Genomic DNA, 413 nt, shown 5'->3' with positions numbered 1-413 from the left:
CCAACGGCATGGGCACGCTGACCGGCATCCAGTGCGGCGCAAGTCCCCCCAGGGCGACGATCCAGGTGGACGCGTCGGTACTGCGCGCCTGCGTCGGCAATGTCGACCCTGCGCAGCGCTTTTCCAAGGCCAATGTCTGCGACGCCACCCTGCAGAACGAACAGTTGCTGAAGCTGCTGGGCCAGCCATTGATCAACGACAGGATCACCCTGCCCGCCCTGACCAGTTCGCAGAACCTGACCCTGGCCGCTGGCGAAACCGGATCCACCCGGATCAATCCGCTCGCGGTCGGTGACGCGGTCTCCGGCCTGGTCAACGAACTGCTGCGCGTGCTGTCGGGCATGCTCAGCTCGCCCAAGCAGGGCATGAGCGCCAATGACACCGCCAAGGCGCTGGCCGACCGCTACCTGCAG

The 413-nt window shown here is 66.3% G+C and carries 1 protein-coding gene; it reads left to right on the top strand.

Features of this window, described 5'->3' with window-relative positions:
• The coding region (locus EN850_RS33795; RefSeq protein WP_210238011.1) for a hypothetical protein at positions 1–413 on the top strand (413 nt) is incomplete at both ends.

Source organism: Mesorhizobium sp. M8A.F.Ca.ET.207.01.1.1 (genome assembly GCF_004794715.1).
Classification (GTDB): domain Bacteria; phylum Pseudomonadota; class Alphaproteobacteria; order Rhizobiales; family Rhizobiaceae; genus Mesorhizobium.
The sequence above is the reverse complement of the archived record's forward strand: the minus strand, read 5'-3'. Positions and strand labels throughout refer to the sequence as shown.